Raw genomic sequence first — 14,930 nt, 5'->3', positions numbered from 1 at the left:
TTTCACAAATTCCTGTATAGCACAAAAGGAACTGATGGATACTCCAGTCAGTCCCTTTTCTCTATAATCTGACCCTTTATTATGCCAGTTTAATTCCAAATGCTTCCAGTTCTTTTGCAAGCTGTGCTGTATGTGCTTCTGTCATCTCTGTCAAAGGCATACGCAAAGGACCTGCCTGCCATCCCATCAGATTTAAAGCCTTTTTAACCGGAATCGGATTCACTTCACAGAATAACTTCTCGATCAGCGGAATCGCATCCAGCTGCATCTTACAGCTTCCCTTGACATCTCCTTCAAAGAACTTTGCACAGATGTCATGTGTATACTGCGGAGCCACGTTCGCAAGAACTGAGATGACACCCTTTCCTCCAACAGAAAGGAGCGGTACGATCTGGTCATCATTGCCTGAATACAGATCGATCTTGCCATCTGTCAGCTGCATGATCTTTGAAATCTGGGAAATATTGCCTGATGCTTCTTTTACCGCAACAATATTCTCTATATTTTTATGTAAAGCTGCAACTGTCTCCGGAGCAATATTCACACCGGTACGGCTCGCCACACTGTAAAGGATAATTGGTGCTTTTGCTTCTTTTGCAACAGCGGTATAATGTGCGATCAGTCCGTCCTGTGTACATTTGTTATAATATGGTGTTACAAGCAGCAGTCCGTCTGCACCGTCTTCTACTGCCTCTTTTGACATCTGGATCGTTGTGTAGGTACTGTTGGAACCGGTACCTGCGATCACCGGGATTCTTCCCTTGACACGCTCGATCGCAAATTTGATGCATTCCATGTGCTCTTCTTCTGATAAAGTAGAGGATTCACCTGTTGTTCCGCAGATGATAATACTGTCGGTCCCATGTGTACAATGGTAGTCCAGCATTTCATCCAGTTTGTCATAATTTATACTCTCGTCCTCATGAAACGGCGTTACAAGTGCCACTCCTGATCCTGTAAATATAGCCATAATATTCCTCCTGACATGTTGCTTTATGATACTAAACGATCAAATCAAGTTTAGCATTAAATGCAGGCACTGTCAATCAGAGTCTTTTCCAGTTTACTGACCGAAACTTCATAAGCAACCCTCTTTTCTGTCTCGATATCTGAAATCCGTTTTACATATTCCCTGCTCTGGATCCTTCCCAGAAGCTGTACATGCTCTCCCACTTCAAAGCCGGAGGCATATCTTGCATTTCTCCCCCAGCAGATACATGGAATGTAATCCGATTTTCCATATGGGCGGTTAACCGCAAGCAAAAGATCTGCAATCTCCCTTCCAAGCGGTGTCTTCCGGTAGATCGGTTCCTTGCAGATATAGCCATCCAGCCAGATACTGTTGGTCTTTGTCCCGTCAGGTTCTTCTTCCATAAAGGAAATCTCCCGTACAAATACGGATAATACCAGACGGTTTTTCTGCTCTTCATGCCGATTGTAAGAGCGGAACTGTCCGTGCACCATAATATACTCTCCGGTATAATCCTGTGTCACGTCGATCAGCCTCTCTGAGATCATCAGCGGAATACGGTCTTCTGAATTGCTCAGTCTTTTCACTTCTACCTCTACCATATAAAAGCCTTCTCCAAAGACCTCATGGCTGAATGAAAATTCAGTTGCTACCTTTCCCATGATCGTTACCTGGTTATTTTCAATAATCTTATCTGACATAATAATGTAAATCTCCTTCCTCTTCGCAGGCGTATTTTACCGCGTTCTTACTCTTGATCACTATCTAATCTATGAAGCTTTTCCAGTTTTTAGAACAAAAAGTAACCTCTTTTTTTGCAGAAAGTCAAATTTTTTTCTTTCTACTTGTAAATTTTTCAAAATGTGATAAACTATACGGGTTGTAACTTTAAATAGGTAATAAGAAGGGTTTTGAGAATATGAAGACAAAACGTGAAGACATTAGAAATATTGCTATCATCGCCCATGTTGATCATGGTAAAACAACATTAGTAGATGAACTTTTAAAACAGAGCGGTGTTTTCCGTGAAAATCAGGAAGTAGCCGAACGAGTAATGGATTCCAACGATATCGAACGTGAACGTGGAATTACCATTCTTTCCAAAAACACTGCAGTTGTTTATAAAAATACAAAGATCAATATCATTGACACTCCTGGACATGCCGATTTCGGCGGAGAAGTAGAACGTGTCCTTAAGATGGTCAATGGAGTGGTTCTTCTGGTTGACGCTTTTGAAGGTGCCATGCCACAGACCAAATTCGTTTTGAAAAAAGCTCTTGCACTGAAGCTCCCGGTTATCGTATGTATCAACAAGATCGACCGTCCGGAAGCACGTCCGGATGAAGTTATCGATGAAGTTCTTGAACTTCTCATCGATCTTGGCGCATCCGACGAACAGCTTGACTGCCCGTTCCTTTTTGCTTCTGCAAGAGACGGATATGCAACTTACAATATCGACGATGAACCGAAAGACATGGTTCCTCTGTTTGAGACCATCCTGGATTACATCCCGGCTCCGGAAGGAGATCCTGATGCAGGTACACAGATGCTGATCAGCACCATCGATTACAATGAATACGTTGGCCGTATCGGTGTTGGAAAAGTCGATAACGGAACGATTTCTGTCAACCAGGATGTAGTTGTTGTAAACCATCATGATCCGGACAAACAGAAAAAAGTAAAGATCAGCAAATTATATGAATTTGACGGTCTGAATAAAGTAGAAGTAAAAGAAGCAGGCATCGGTTCTATCGTTGCAATCTCCGGTATTGCAGATATTTCCATCGGTGATACGATCTGTTCGCCGGACAATCCGGTTCCGATCGAATTCCAGAAGATTTCCGAGCCTACGATCGCAATGCAGTTCGTTGTCAACGACAGTCCGTTTGCAGGACAGGAGGGTAAATTCGTCACTTCCCGTCACCTCCGTGACCGTCTGTTCCGTGAACTGAATACAGACGTCAGCCTTCGTGTTGAAGAGACAGACAACACAGACAGCTTCAAGGTATCCGGACGTGGAGAGCTTCATCTTTCCGTCCTCGTTGAAAACATGCGTCGTGAAGGTTATGAATTCGCAGTCAGCAAAGCCGAAGTTCTTTACAAAAAAGACGAAAACGGCAAGCAGCTCGAGCCAATGGAAACCGTATACATTGATGTACCGGATGAATTTACAGGTATAGTTATTGATAAATTAAGCCAGAGAAAAGGCGAACTCCGCAACATGGGAATGTCTAATGGCGGATACACCCGTCTTGAATTCTCCATCCCGTCAAGAGGTCTGATCGGTTATCGTGGAGAATTCCTGACCGATACAAAAGGTAACGGTATCATGAACACAGCCTTTGACTGCTACGCTCCGTATAAAGGAGATATCCAGTACAGAAGCCAGGGATCCCTGATCGCCTTCGAGACAGGTGAAGCTGTAGCTTACGGTCTGTTCAACGCACAGGATCGTGGAACACTCTTCATCGGACCTGGTGAAAAGGTTTACTCCGGTATGGTAATCGGTCAGAATGCGAAGACAGATGATATCGAACTGAATGTATGTAAGACCAAACACCTTACCAATACCCGTTCTTCAAGTGCTGATGAAGCCTTAAAGCTTACTCCGCCGAGAATCCTCAGTCTGGAAGAAGCACTTGATTTCATCGATACCGATGAACTTCTGGAAGTCACACCGAAGAGCCTGCGTATCCGTAAAAAGATTCTGGATCCTAAACTCCGTAAGAGAAGCAATTTCCAGTAAAAAACTATAGATTTTTCTTTACACTTCCCCCTTGTATCCGTTACAATCTTTGTATACAACGAACAAGGGGGATTTTTTATGAAAAAATACTTAAACGCAGCACTCCATAAGCTGACCGTACTTCTGGAATTTATCATTTCATTCGTTCTGGCTGCCGGAATCATCATTCTGCTTGTCCAGCTGATCCTGTCCATGCCAAATGTTCCGGATCTGAATATTTATCCAAATTACGAAGACCTGGTAGAAACCTGTTTCAATCTGATCATTGGTGTCGAGCTGATCCGTATGCTTTATCAGCACAAGCCTTCCACTGTGTTTGAGGTGCTGTTATTTGCCATCGCCAGACAGGTGATCATGGCACATAATAATCCGGTATCCAGCCTGATCGGTGTGATCTCCATCGCACTTTTATTTGCAACCAGAAAGTTCCTTTTTATTGAATTTGATGAATCTGAAAAAATCATTTTCCGTGCTACTACAAAAGCACGGATTGTAAACAGCATCCTGCACGTCCATATTCCGTATGAAGATGAACAAACCTTATATGACGTGATCACTAAAAGATTTGAACAGGAAAAAACAGAAATTGGTGTTGGTGCAAGTACATTCTTCGACAATTTTGGTCTGCGCGTTGCCAAAATGCATAACGGCAAGATCAGTCGTATCGAAGTAATCCGCTCCATACATTGACAGAATTTTCTGATAATTCAGTTTTCTTTACAGAATTTTAATAATTTTTTTGCATTTACCATTGCATCTCTCCCCTATGATAGAGTATAATGTAGCTATAGCCGGAAGGATATAAAAACTATCTATACATCCTGCCGGTCAAGCTCTTATAGATGCACTTATCTCCGTACATACTATGAGAAATATGAGAAAAAAGGAGTTGAGCTGTATGAATTTTATCATTAGCGGAAGAAACATTGACATCACACCTGGTCTCAGACAGGCTGTAGAACAGAAATTAGGAAAACTGGAAAAGTATTTTACTCCTGAAACTGACATTATCGTTACACTCAGTGTAGAAAAAGAACGTCAGAAAATCGAAGTTACGATCCCTGTAAAAGGAAACATTATCCGTTCCGAGCAGGAAAGCAGCGATATGTATGTATCCATTGATCTCGTAGAAGAAATTATCGAGCGTCAGCTCAGAAAGTATAAAACCAAACTGATTGCAAAACAGCAGGGCGGACATGATTTCCGTCAGGAATTTATTGAATCCGATACTTCGGCAGCAGAGTCAGACGAGATTGAGATCGTCCGTACCAAACGTTTCGGCATCAAACCAATGTTCCCGGAGGATGCCTGCATTCAGATGGAACTTCTCGGACATAACTTCTACGTATTCAGCAATGCTGAGACAGACGAAGTCAATGTCGTATATAAGAGAAAGAATGGAACCTACGGTCTGATCGAACCGGAATTCCAGTAAACCAATAAGCTCATACAGAGAACCTGCTGTCTGCAGTTCCTCCTGTATACTAAGACATTAAAACCCCTATACAGAACGGATTCTCCGTTCTGTATAGGGGTTCTTTTTCCTGTTCTATTCCTCAAAAACCAGGATTTCTTTTCCATCCTCCGCAAAATAGCAGCTGTCTCCTTTTTCGATCACAGCCTGTCCATTTGTTCCCTCTGTAATCTCGGAAACCACACATTGCTCCTGATCATAAGGCAGAATCACTTTCATCAGCACTTTATCCGTATACTGTGTATCCTGCACACTGATCTGCCGTTGTCCGAGGATATACTGGATCTTCCCAAGTCCGGTATAATCCGTTCCAATCTCATACCGGTAACCCAGGCGCTTTGTGATCACAGTACTTGCCTGAAGACCTTCCTTTACTGCTCCCTGATAAGCCCGCACCAGACCACCTGTTCCCAGAAGCGTCCCGCCAAAATACCTGGTCACAACAACCGCCGTATCGTGAAGACCTTCCCCTGTAAGCACATCCAGCATCGGTTTTCCTGCTGTACCTGCAGGCTCCCCGTCATCACTACATCTCAGAGTTGGATTTGTTACACCGATCACATAAGCAAAACAGTTATGTCTTGCGTCCCAGTATTTTTTCTTCACTTCTTCTATAAATGCCAGTACTTCTTCTTCTGAGTGTACCGGTCTTACCGTTGCGATAAAACGGGATTTCTTTTCAACAATTTCCCCTTCTCCTCCCCGGTATACTGTTTTGTATTCTTCCTGCATGTCTGCGTTTTTCCCTTCATTTTCCTTATATTTTCACTATTCCCAGTATACAAATCTATTTCTTCAGATGCAAGAAAATTACAAAAATGTTACAATTTCCCTATATTTCCGAAATTTTTCTTAATTTTGTAAAATGGAACATTGAAGTTTTCAAGTTTTCCTTTATTTAAATTATCAAGTTTGATATAATATTGCAATATGAAGGAGGAAGCATTCATGAATTATGGAAAGCGAAAAGCTTCTAAAAAACAAAAACGCATAACATCGAAAAAGAATATGCACAAAAAGAAACTGGGCGTTCGCCTTTTTAAAGGTTTTCTATTATGTATCTTTGTCTGCTGTATCCTCGCAGCGATCGGAGGTGGCTTTATCATCAAGCATGTGATTGATAATGCACCTGAGATTACAGCTGACAGCATCAAACCACAAGGTTATACGTCCACCGCACTTGCAGATGACGGCACGACAACAATAGCCGAATTCACCGGTGCAGGTGCCAACCGTGTATATAAGACGATTGATCAGATCCCGGAGGATCTGCAACATGCATTCGTCGCAATCGAAGACTCCCGTTTTTACAAACATAACGGTGTTGATATCCAAGGTATTATCCGTGCTTTTGTTGTTGGTATCACTCATGGTGGCAACTTCTCTGAAGGAGCCAGTACCATTACCCAGCAGCTGATCAAGAACAATGTCTTCCCTGACTTTGTAAATGAAAGCACTTTTGAAGAAAAGCTGGAACGTAAGATCCAGGAACAGTATCTCGCAATTCAGGTTGAAAAGCAGCTTGATAAAGATTCAATCCTTGAAAGCTACCTGAACACGATCAACCTTGGTCAGGACTGTCTGGGAGTACAGTCAGCCGCACAGAGATATTTTAATAAGGATGTCAATGAACTTAACCTTTCCGAATCTGCAACCATCGCTGCAATCACACAGAATCCGGGAAGATACAATCCGATTACCAATCCGGAAGACAACGCAACCCGCCGCAAAAAAGTTCTGGATAATATGCTCGATCAGGGCTGGATCGACCAGGCTGCCCATGATGAAGCACTGGCAGATGACGTATATTCCAGAATTCAGAACGTAAATACACGGATCGAAGAGAGCAACACCGTCAACTCTTATTTTGTTGATGCCCTGTCTGAGCAGCTGATCGAAGATCTCACCTCAGAAGACGGACTTGGATATTCCCAGACACAGGCAGAGAACGCACTGTACAGCGGTGGTCTCACCATTTATTCAACTCAGAATCTTACGATGCAGAACATCTGTGATGAAGAATTGAATGATGACAACAATTATCCGGCCAATATTGACTGGGGTGTTGATTATGCCCTCACAGTCTATCATACTGATGGCTCGGTAGATAACTACAGTGCCGGACACCTGAAACAATTCGGGGCAGATCAGTACGGTGATGATGAAGGACTTCTCTTCGGATCACAGGAAGCTGCACAGGAAAGAATTGATGCATTCCGTAACAGTCTTCTCCAGGATGGCGAGACCTATGATGAGTACGTCAACCTCTCTCCACAGCCGCAGACTTCACTGACCATCATCGATCAGAAAACAGGGCAGATCAAAGCTCTTGTCGGTGGCCGTGGACAAAAGACAACCAACCGTGGACTGAACCGCGCATACAAGGGTTCTACCCGTAACGCAGGTTCTACATTCAAGATTCTTGCCGTATACGCTCCGGCATTGGACAGCGCAGATCTTACACTTGCTACCACCGAAGTTGATGAAGAATACTACTATCAGCACGACCTGGAACATCATCAGGTTCATAACTGGTGGGGCGATTACTATAAAGGTACCGTAACATACCGTCAGGCGATTGAACAGTCCATGAACATCATTGCGGTAAAGACATTGAACAAGATTGGTATCAATCTTGGTTTTGAATACTGCGAGAAATTTGGTCTTTCCACACTTACCGAAGACGATGCTGTAGAGTCTCTTGCTCTTGGTGGTATTTCCCATGGTGTTTACAACTATGAACTGACAGCAGCCTATGCATCCATTGCAAACGGCGGTGTATATAACAAACCATCCCTGTACACAAAGGTATTGGATCATGATGGTAATGTCCTGATCGACAACTCCAATTCGGAAAGCCACACTGTGATCAAAGATACAACTGCAGCACTTCTTACCAACGCCATGCAGGATGTTGTCACAAAGGGTACTGCAACCGATGCACAGCTCAATAATATGCCTGCATCCGGTAAATCCGGTACAACCTCTGACAACCGTGACTTCTGGTTCGAAGGATTTACACCGTATTATACCTGTGGTATCTGGATGGGTTACGATGGTAACCAGGAAATGTCTGAAGGAAGCTGGAACTATCATTTCAAGATCTGGGCTAAGATCATGAACCGGATCGATGAAGCTTTGGGACTTACCTACAAAGACTTCGAGATGCCAAGTTCTCTCGTTCAGAAGAGCGTATGTACAATTTCCGGTAAACTTGCCGGTTCCGGCTGTCCGTCACAGACCGAATGGTTTGATCCGGATACTGTCCCGACCGAGACATGTTCCGGACATGCAAGCAAGTCAACTACCACAAACAGTACAAAAAATTCGAATGACAAATCCGATTCTAATAGTACAACAGGTGGAAACTCCTCCGGTAACTCTACCGGCACTAATGGAGATACTACCGGTGGTACCGGCGGTGATTCCGGCAATACCGGCGGCGGCACTGATTCCGGTAATAATAGTGGCAATTCTGGTAATACCGGTGGCGATTCCGGTAATACCGGTGGCGATTCCGGTAATACCGGTGGCAGCACTGATTCCGGCAATACCGGCGGCTCAGATTCTGGCAATGGACAGTAAGAATCTATCATCCAATTAAAATATGAAATAAAAAGAGATCAGTGAATATTTGAAATTCACTGATCTCTCTTTTTTATCTATCAATCTGGTTTCTATTTCTGATATACGATCTTACCTTCAATCATCGTATAGTATACCATTGCATCGGTATCAAGTCCGAGTTTTCCTTTCATTACAATAATATCTGCATCTTTTCCTTCTTCCAGGCTTCCCAGACGGTCTTCTACGCCCAGCACCTTTGCAGCATTGATCGTAACCGTTCTTACTGCTCTCTCCTGTGCAAGTCCTTCACGCACTGCTTCTCCCACATGATGATACAGGGATTCTTCACTCAGAATCGGTGAATCAGTGATCATCGCCACATTCACCCCTCTGTCATCCAGCATTTTTACAGCTTCCACATCGATTTTTCTACGTTCTCCAGGACTACGGTAAGTTGCAATCGGTCCGTAGCATATATCGCATCCGCTTTCCACGATTTCATCCAGATAATCGGTTGCTCCCCATGCATGTTCTAATGAGAAGTGTACGTTGTATTTTTTCGCAATCTCGATTGCTGTGAGCATATCATACTGTGTACAGTGGATCTTACATGGAATTTCTCCTTTTAAAGCCAGGCAAAGAGCTTCCATATCCGGATCATACTCCACTTCTTTATTCTGTTCTTTGTCTTCCATGTATTTCTTTGCTTTTGCAAAGGTATCATCCAGAACCTTAGCGATTCCCATTCTTGTCATCGGAAGTCTTCTCTGATCTCCGTATGTATTTTTCGGATTACCGCCAAGAGCAATCTTTACAGCACATGGAGATTTGATTGTCATATCAAACACATTGTTTCCATAAGTTTTAAGTGCAAACGGAAGTCCGCAAAATACATTTCCGCTTCCCGGAGTCAGAAGCATGGTTGTGATTCCGTGCTCATAAGCTACTTTAAATTCTCTTGCTTTTGGATTAGTTCCAAAACGTGCATCAACAGAAAGAGTAACCGGATTTGTCATCTCATTGGCATCGTCTACACCCGGATCCACATTGAAATCAAATAATCCGATGTGAGAATGTGCATCGATAAGTCCCGGAAGAACATAATATCCTTCTGCCTCAATGAGCTTATCTCCATCCTCTAAGCAGTCTTCACTGATATGTTCTGCTACTTCTTTGATCTTTGTTCCTTCGACGAGAATATCCCCCTGAAAGATGCCCTTATCCTCTGTCATTGTATACAAAATACCATTTTTGATTAATGTCTGCATTACGATAATACCACCTTTCCATTTATCATACAAAACTGTACGTGTGCCGCATAAGATTTTACAGGATGATCACTGTAAATTGTGATGTCCGCGTCTTTTCCAACTTCGATACTTCCGATCTGATCTGCAACACCAAGCATCTCGGCTGGCTGGATCGTCATCATTTTTACTACATCCTCGGCATCGATTCCTGCACGATATACTTCGATTGCACTCCAGATGAATACTTCTCTACCTTCAGAAGCACCTTTGCATGTGTTTGTAAATGCGATGCGGTTTCCGTTTTCTACCAGTTCTTTTAATCTGGAAAGGTCGATTTCATGTTTGGAAATCTGTGACAGATTGCTGAAATTACCAAAGATAATTCCAACTTTCTTTTCTTTCAGTTCTTCAATCGCATCGCCGAATTCAAATCCATCTACGATTGTAAGCTGGATATCTTCATCTTTCAGAAGCTCCATAAGACACTGAATCTCACCTGCAGTTTCTGCAGCGATGACAAATGGCATCTGATATTTCTTCAAAAGGTCATCTTTTCTGATTGCTTCTTTGAGCAAATGGAAAATTCCCATTCTTGTTTTCGGCATCTGGTTACTTGCACCATATACATCCTTAACGGTTGAGCATACGCTCCCCTTCATTGCTGCGTGCTCTTTTACAATACGGTTTGCCATATGATCCGGAGCTGTCTTACACACTGTAATCTGTCCTCCGATCACATTGCTGTGATCCGGTGAAAATCCAACAGATGTAATTCCTGATTTGTAGAATTCCTGTGCATTCACTTCATCTGGATCGATGGCATACTTCACGCTCAGATCCGGATTGATTACATTTGTAGTTTCTGCATTATCTCTGTAACGAGTCGGAATCCCCATAGCTCCGATAGAAGAATGTGGATCGATGAAACCAGGGAAAACTTGTTTTCCGGTTGCATCGATAATTTCTGCATCCGCTTCGCAAATATTCTTTTCGATTTTCTTAATCTTTTTCCCCTCGATTAAGATATCATAGTTTTCGAGCACTTCACCCGTTCCGGTATGAATGGTTCCATTTTTAATTACATACATAATCATTTCTCCATTTACTTTTATTTTTTACCTTAAAGTGCCATAGAGGTTTTGCAACCTCTATGACATTTTTGTTTAATTTATATCTCTAAAAGACATGCTATTTTTCAATATAAACCTTTGAGAAATCAACCTGACCAACTGTAGAAACGAAGTAGTTCTTCACATATTTCTTAACAAATGTAGGTGCTTCTTCAACATAAGTAGGTTCGATCAGTCCTGACTTAACAACCAGTTCTTCTGCCTGCAGATAAAGCTCTGCCTTCTTCTGGTCATCAACTTCAAATTTTGCTTCATTCAGAAGTTCCTGATATTTCTTAGGATCTTCTCCAGACCATCCTGTCTTTTCTGCGTTGAAATATCCATTATCCGGATCGAATAACTGAAGAAGAGCACTTGGTTCATTGTAGTATGGTCCCCAGCCGCCTGTTGCGATATCGTAATCACCGGCGTCAATCTTATCCCACATGATGTTCCATTCCATCATATCGATTTCGATATTGATTCCAAGAACGCTTTCCCACTGCTGTTTCATCCATTCAGCAATCTTTTTAGATACTTCAGATGTACCACGGCTTGCATAACGGATTGTCACTTTTGACGGGTCTGGATCTTTACCAAGTTCTTTTAACCCTTCAATAAGTAAAGCTTTCGGATCTTTGATTTCATCCTGAAGTTCCTGAACGAAATGGTTCTTTCCGCCAACTAATTCTGTGTATGTTTTTTCCCCAACCTGAATGGTATCTGGCATCATAGAATAAATCGGAACACCTTTTCCATTACGAAGAGTATCGATCATTTCCTGACGGTCATAAGCTACTGATAAAGCCTGTCTGATCTTTTCATTGCACAGATATTCGTTTGCTGCATTCAGCATGAAGAATTCCGGTGCACTATCCGGAACCTGATAAGATTCAGATTCTCCCTGTTCTTCGATAGTCTTTCCCCAGTTTGCATCCGTTGTACCGATCACATCCAGTTCACCGTTGATATAAGACTGAACTGCAGTACCTGATTCCTGAATGATCTTGCTATTGATCTTGTCAAGCTTCACATCGTCGGCTCCCCAGTACTGATCATTTCTTACCAATACCATCTCTGTATTCTGACTCCAGCTTTCAATCTTGAAAGGTCCGTTAAATACAGTCTTTGTTTCTGATGTTGCATAGTCGCTTCCGAGTTTTTCATACATTGCTTTGTTTACCGGATAAGCTGATGAGGAAACCAGTTCCAGGAAGTAAGATGCCGGGTGGATAATTTTGATTTCCAGTGTATCTTCATCAATGGCATGTACACCGATTTCTTCCGGTTTCTTTCCCTGATCGTAAAGAGCTTCTGAGAAGTTCTCGATAATTCCATCAAACAGCCATGCATTTGTTGCTGCAACGGATGGAGTTGCCATCTTCTGGAAAGTAAATTCAAAGTCATTTGCAGTTACTTTCGTTCCATCGCTCCACTTCGCATCTTTGTTCATGTGGAAAGTATAAGTAAGTCCATCTTCACTGATATCCCAGCTCTCTGCTGCAGCAGGCACGATTTTATAGGTATTTCCTTCCTGAGTTACTCTTTTAACGAGTGGATCCAATACCATGTTAAATGCTGAGTTATCCGGGCCAGTTGTGTTGATCAGCGGGTTCAGTCCGACAACCACACTGTTGTTGGAGATATTCAGAACCTGTTCTGTTTTTCCGTCAGAACTAGCTTTTTTGTCATCTCCGCCACATCCGGCAAGACAGCTGACTGCCATTGCTACTGCGAGTCCCATCGCTAATGTTTTTCTTTTTTTCATAGTCTTCCTCCTTTATATCCAGCAAGATTACTCTTGCGGGTGATCTTCCATCAACTCTTTTGCTCTATGACAAGCTACAAAGTGTTCCGGTTTGAGTTCTTCAAGCTGCGGTGTCTCCTGATGACATTTTTCTGTTGCATATCTGCATCTCGTCACAAATCTGCATCCAGGTTTTGGATTAACCGGGCTTGGGATCTCTCCCTCGAGTCGAATTCTCTTCTTCTGTTCTTCTGTGTCCGGATCCGGGATCGGAATCGCTGCCATCAACGCTTTTGTATATGGATGAAGTGGATTCTGATATAATTCATCACTCTCTGCAAATTCAACCATATTTCCCAGATACATTACACCGACACGGTCTGAAATATGTTTTACCATAGACAGGTCATGTGCGATAAAGAGATAGGTCAGGTTTTTCTTCTGCTGAAGTTCGATCAGCAGGTTGACAACCTGTGCCTGAATGGAAACGTCAAGAGCTGAAATCGGCTCATCGCAAACGATGAATTCTGGTTCGATAGCAAGTGCTCTTGCGATTCCAATACGCTGTCTTTGTCCGCCTGAGAATTCATGAGGGAAACGAAGCGCATGTTCTCGGTTAAGTCCGACCAGTTCCAGTAATTCATAAATCTTTTCCTGGCGTTCTTTTCCGGTATAAAGCTTGTGAATGTCAATTCCTTCCCCGATGATGTCACCGACTGTCATTCTCGGATTCAGTGAAGAATATGGATCCTGGAAAATAATCTGAGCTCTCTTTGTAAACTCTTTCTTTTCATTTTTATTCAGTTTATTAATATCAACTCCGTCAAAAAGAACTTCACCGCCTGTAGCCTTGTAAAGCCCCATAACTGTCTTTCCACAGGTTGTTTTACCACAGCCGGATTCTCCTACGATTCCAAGAGTCTCACCTTTATAGATCTTAAAGTTTACCCCATCCACTGCCTTCAGTGTCTGGTTTCTTCCAACCTGAAAATATTTCTTCAGGTCTTTCACTTCGATCAGTACTTCTTTTTTATCCATGGTTACTGTCTCCTCCTTATCATATTCTCAGGAAGATTGCTCACATCCGCTCTTGGATCATGAAGCCAGCAGTTGCATTCCTGTGTATCACTGAATTTTGTAAGCTCCGGATATTTCTTTCTGCAGATATTCATTCCATACTCACAACGCGGAGCAAAAGAACATCCAACCGGCGGATTGATAAGATCCGGCGGCGTTCCTTTTAAGGAATATAATGTTTCTTTGTTTGTAGAATGAATCTTCGGAACGGAATCCAGAAGAGCTCTCGTATAAGGATGTGTAGACTGATAGAAAATCTCTCGTACATCACCACGTTCTACAATTTTTCCTGCATACATCACCTGAATCTTATCTGCAACACTCGCTACAACACCTAAGTCATGGGTTACGAGGATCATCGCCATATCCAGTTCTTTTTGCAGTTCTCCGATCAATTCCATAATCTGTGCCTGAATGGTTACGTCCAGAGCAGTTGTCGGCTCATCCGCAATCAGGATCTCCGGTTTACATGCAAGTGCGATTGCGATCATCGCTCTCTGTCTCATACCGCCTGAAAATTCAAACGGATACTGTTTCATTCGTTTTTCTGCATTTGGTATTTTAACCAGCTGCAGCATTTCTAAAGCTTCTTTATATGCTTCTTCTTTAGAAATCTGTCTATGGATCAGAATACTTTCTGCAATCTGATCTCCGATCTTCATGGTCGGATTCAGTGAAGTCATTGGATCCTGGAAAATCATTGAAATCTTGCTTCCTCGAATGGAAACCATTTCATTTTCTGACTTTTTCAGAAGATCTTCCCCGTGGAACAATACTTCAGAGTTTTCACCTATTATTGTGTTCGATTCTGGAAGCAATCGCATGATTGCTTTTGAAGATACTGTCTTACCACAGCCAGACTCTCCTACAATCGCAAGAGTTTCTCCTTTATGCAGATTAAAATCAATTCCTCTTACTGCATGTGAGATTCCGGCATAGGTCTTGAAAGATACCTCCAGGTTTTTCACTTCCAGTATTTTTTCTTTCATC

At 42.5% G+C, this 14,930-nt stretch carries 12 protein-coding genes; 4 read left to right on the top strand and 8 right to left on the bottom strand.

Annotated features, from left to right (window positions below; genetic code table 11):
* Positions 1–79: 79 nt before the first annotated feature.
* Together dapA and PG418_RS12710 are read right to left on the bottom strand one after the other, a co-directional pair.
* Positions 80–970: a 4-hydroxy-tetrahydrodipicolinate synthase gene (dapA, locus tag PG418_RS12715; RefSeq protein WP_008374488.1), complete on the bottom strand. Its 891-nt coding sequence runs from the start codon at positions 968–970 to the stop codon at positions 80–82.
* Between the two features lie 56 nt (positions 971–1,026).
* The gene (locus PG418_RS12710) at positions 1,027–1,671 is read right to left on the bottom strand and encodes a single-stranded DNA-binding protein (protein WP_498837478.1); all 645 of its coding nucleotides are present in this window, start codon (positions 1,669–1,671) and stop codon (positions 1,027–1,029) included.
* Between the two features lie 218 nt (positions 1,672–1,889).
* Between PG418_RS12710 and typA the strand changes: the two genes are divergently transcribed.
* The 3 genes from typA to hpf all read left to right on the top strand — a co-directional run bounded on the left by typA (position 1,890) and on the right by hpf (position 5,151).
* Positions 1,890–3,716, top strand: coding sequence for a translational GTPase TypA (gene typA, locus PG418_RS12705; RefSeq protein WP_008374484.1), 1,827 nt, complete (start codon positions 1,890–1,892; stop codon positions 3,714–3,716).
* Positions 3,717–3,794: 78 nt separating this feature from the next.
* The gene (locus PG418_RS12700; protein ID WP_008374483.1) at positions 3,795–4,406 is read left to right on the top strand and encodes a transporter; all 612 of its coding nucleotides are present in this window, start codon (positions 3,795–3,797) and stop codon (positions 4,404–4,406) included.
* A 208-nt stretch (positions 4,407–4,614) separates the two neighbouring features.
* Positions 4,615–5,151: a ribosome hibernation-promoting factor, HPF/YfiA family gene (gene hpf, locus PG418_RS12695; protein ID WP_022220288.1), complete on the top strand. Its 537-nt coding sequence runs from the start codon at positions 4,615–4,617 to the stop codon at positions 5,149–5,151.
* A gap of 114 nt (positions 5,152–5,265) precedes the next feature.
* Here hpf and PG418_RS12690 read toward each other — a convergent pair whose 3' ends face one another.
* A complete protein-coding gene (locus PG418_RS12690) occupies positions 5,266–5,922 on the bottom strand; it encodes a YigZ family protein (RefSeq protein WP_008374480.1) in 657 nt (218 codons plus the stop codon).
* A 216-nt stretch (positions 5,923–6,138) separates the two neighbouring features.
* Here PG418_RS12690 and PG418_RS12685 point away from each other — a divergent pair, with 216 nt between their 5' ends.
* A complete protein-coding gene (locus tag PG418_RS12685; RefSeq protein WP_498837477.1) occupies positions 6,139–8,775 on the top strand; it encodes a transglycosylase domain-containing protein in 2,637 nt (878 codons plus the stop codon).
* Between the two features lie 92 nt (positions 8,776–8,867).
* Here PG418_RS12685 and PG418_RS12680 read toward each other — a convergent pair whose 3' ends face one another.
* From PG418_RS12680 to PG418_RS12660, 5 genes are all read right to left on the bottom strand, one after another.
* Positions 8,868–10,025 (bottom strand): amidohydrolase family protein, encoded by a 1,158-nt coding sequence (locus PG418_RS12680; protein WP_008374474.1) that lies wholly within the window; start codon positions 10,023–10,025, stop codon positions 8,868–8,870.
* The gene (locus PG418_RS12675) at positions 10,025–11,095 is read right to left on the bottom strand and encodes an amidohydrolase family protein (RefSeq protein WP_055246734.1); all 1,071 of its coding nucleotides are present in this window, start codon (positions 11,093–11,095) and stop codon (positions 10,025–10,027) included. Before PG418_RS12675 ends, PG418_RS12680 begins: the two co-directional genes overlap by 1 nt.
* A gap of 100 nt (positions 11,096–11,195) precedes the next feature.
* Positions 11,196–12,884 carry a peptide ABC transporter substrate-binding protein gene (locus PG418_RS12670; RefSeq protein WP_008374467.1) on the bottom strand — a complete coding sequence of 563 codons (1,689 nt, stop codon included), beginning with the start codon at positions 12,882–12,884 and terminating at the stop codon, positions 11,196–11,198.
* 27 nt (positions 12,885–12,911) lie between these two features.
* Entirely contained in the window at positions 12,912–13,901 is a 990-nt protein-coding gene (locus PG418_RS12665; RefSeq protein WP_022220293.1) for an ABC transporter ATP-binding protein, read from the bottom strand.
* 2 nt (positions 13,902–13,903) lie between these two features.
* Positions 13,904–14,929 carry an ABC transporter ATP-binding protein gene (locus PG418_RS12660; RefSeq protein WP_022220294.1) on the bottom strand — a complete coding sequence of 342 codons (1,026 nt, stop codon included), beginning with the start codon at positions 14,927–14,929 and terminating at the stop codon, positions 13,904–13,906.
* Between the last annotated feature and the right edge of the window lies 1 nt (position 14,930).

Source organism: Bariatricus sp. TF06-38A, assembly GCF_027690675.1.
GTDB classification, from domain to species: Bacteria; Bacillota; Clostridia; order Lachnospirales; family Lachnospiraceae; genus Allocoprococcus; species Allocoprococcus comes.
Note: the sequence above shows the minus strand (reverse complement) of the source record. Positions and strands in the feature narration are given on the sequence as shown.

Excerpts from the sequence above, each read along its gene's own strand:
- PG418_RS12675 (WP_055246734.1), bottom strand. The coding sequence starts at position 11,095 with ATGTATGTAATTAAAAATGGAACCATTCATACCGGAACGGGTGAAGTG.
- hpf (WP_022220288.1), top strand. The coding sequence starts at position 4,615 with ATGAATTTTATCATTAGCGGAAGAAACATTGACATCACACCTGGTCTC.
- PG418_RS12665 (WP_022220293.1), bottom strand. The coding sequence starts at position 13,901 with ATGGATAAAAAAGAAGTACTGATCGAAGTGAAAGACCTGAAGAAATAT.
- typA (WP_008374484.1), top strand. The coding sequence starts at position 1,890 with ATGAAGACAAAACGTGAAGACATTAGAAATATTGCTATCATCGCCCAT.
- PG418_RS12700 (WP_008374483.1), top strand. The coding sequence starts at position 3,795 with ATGAAAAAATACTTAAACGCAGCACTCCATAAGCTGACCGTACTTCTG.
- PG418_RS12670 (WP_008374467.1), bottom strand. The coding sequence starts at position 12,884 with ATGAAAAAAAGAAAAACATTAGCGATGGGACTCGCAGTAGCAATGGCA.
- PG418_RS12685 (WP_498837477.1), top strand. The coding sequence starts at position 6,139 with ATGAATTATGGAAAGCGAAAAGCTTCTAAAAAACAAAAACGCATAACA.
- dapA (WP_008374488.1), bottom strand. The coding sequence starts at position 970 with ATGGCTATATTTACAGGATCAGGAGTGGCACTTGTAACGCCGTTTCAT.
- PG418_RS12690 (WP_008374480.1), bottom strand. The coding sequence starts at position 5,922 with ATGCAGGAAGAATACAAAACAGTATACCGGGGAGGAGAAGGGGAAATT.
- PG418_RS12660 (WP_022220294.1), bottom strand. The coding sequence starts at position 14,929 with ATGAAAGAAAAAATACTGGAAGTGAAAAACCTGGAGGTATCTTTCAAG.
- PG418_RS12680 (WP_008374474.1), bottom strand. The coding sequence starts at position 10,025 with ATGCAGACATTAATCAAAAATGGTATTTTGTATACAATGACAGAGGAT.
- PG418_RS12710 (WP_498837478.1), bottom strand. The coding sequence starts at position 1,671 with ATGTCAGATAAGATTATTGAAAATAACCAGGTAACGATCATGGGAAAG.